This window comes from Sphingomonas sp., assembly GCF_040398505.1.
Lineage (GTDB): Bacteria > Pseudomonadota > Alphaproteobacteria > Sphingomonadales > Sphingomonadaceae > Sphingomonas.
The window spans coordinates 1-1,447 of the sequence record NZ_JBBATX010000133.1; the positions used below are offsets into that span (position 1 = coordinate 1).

2 protein-coding genes are annotated in these 1,447 nt (G+C 66.6%); one reads left to right on the top strand and one right to left on the bottom strand.

Annotated features, from left to right (window positions below):
- On the bottom strand, positions 1 to 266 hold a 266-nt coding region (locus ABWP09_RS12905), incomplete at its 3' end, for an FAD assembly factor SdhE (RefSeq protein ID WP_353205534.1).
- A gap of 72 nt (positions 267 to 338) precedes the next feature.
- Between ABWP09_RS12905 and ABWP09_RS12910 the strand changes: the two genes are divergently transcribed.
- Positions 339 to 1,447: DEAD/DEAH box helicase (locus ABWP09_RS12910; RefSeq protein ID WP_353205535.1), on the top strand; the 1,109-nt coding region annotated here is incomplete at its 3' end.

Below are 1,447 nucleotides of genomic sequence, written 5' to 3' on the forward strand. Positions count from 1 at the left end.
TATTCCGCAATCGGCACGTAGTTCAGCGTCTTGAGCGCCGCGACGATCGACCCGACATAGCGTTCCGGCGGCACCGCCGTCCCGATTGCCCAGGCCATGATGTCGACGTCCTGTTCTTCGAGCAGCTCCTCGACCAACGTAATCTCGGCATCGCTCCATCCCGCCGAGCGCGCATCGAAGAACCCGCCGATCAGCAAATCGGCTTCCTTGGTGCCACGGTGCCAGGCGCGGAAGCGGAGGCGTTTCAGGCGGATTTCGCGGTCCATATATTTCCAACGACAATTGGCCGGCGGCGCTTGGAGCAACCGTCGGCTGGGGCTATTGCTCCCCAGATAGTCATGCGACCCGATATCCTCAATCCATTGTTCGCCGAAGTCACGGCGCTAAAGGGCATCGGGCCTGGCCTTGCCAAGCCGCTCGAGCGTCTGGGGTTGTCGCGCGTCGTCGATGTGGCGTTCCATTTGCCGACCGGCTGGGTTGATCGTGTGCCGCGCGAAGAGCTCGATATGGCCGATGCCGGGCGCGTCATCGCGATCACGCTGACCGCGCAATCATACCGGTCGAGCAACGGGCGGGGGCCGACACGGGTCCAGGCGACCGACAAGTTCGGCAATTATGTCAGCCTCGTCTATTTCGGCGGGCATGCCGGCTGGGCGAAGAGAATCGCGCCGATCGGCGAGCCGCGCCGCGTATCGGGACGGCTCGAGCACTACGGCCAGGAACTGCAGATCGTGCATCCCGATTATGTCCTCGCGCTCGAGGAAGCGGGGGATACGCCCGAGCGCGAGGCGATCTATCCGCTGTCGGAGGGGCTGACGTCCAAGCGGATGGGGCAACTCGCCGCGCAAGCGGTCGAGCGTGCGCCCGATCTGGCGGAGTGGATCGAACCCGGCCTGCTGGCCAAGCAGCAATGGCCCGCGTGGCGCGACGCGCTGGCGCGAATCCATGCCGATCCCTCCGACGCGGTGGCACGCGAGCGGCTGGCCTATGATGAAATCTTCGCCAACCAGCTCGCGCTGATGCTGGTGCGACAATCGTCGCGCGCGCGGCGGGGCAGGGCGCTCGCGGCGACGGGCAAGCTACGCGATGCTTTGCGACTGCCCTACGCGCTGACCGGCGCGCAGGCACGGACGGTGCGCGAGATCGAAGGCGATCTGGCGCAGGCGCAACCGATGCTGCGGCTGCTGCAAGGCGATGTCGGATCGGGCAAGACGCTGGTGGCGACGCTGACGATGCTGACCGCGGTCGAGGCGGGCGCGCAGGCCGCCTTGCTCGCGCCGACCGAAATTCTTGCGCGCCAGCATTACGAATCGCTGCGGCGGACGCTGGCGGGGCTGCCGGTCGAAATCGCGGTGCTGACCGGGCGCGACAAGGGCAAGGTGCGCGAGGCGACGCTGATGGGGCTGGCGGCGGGCACGATCGATATCCTGATCGGCACGCACGCGAT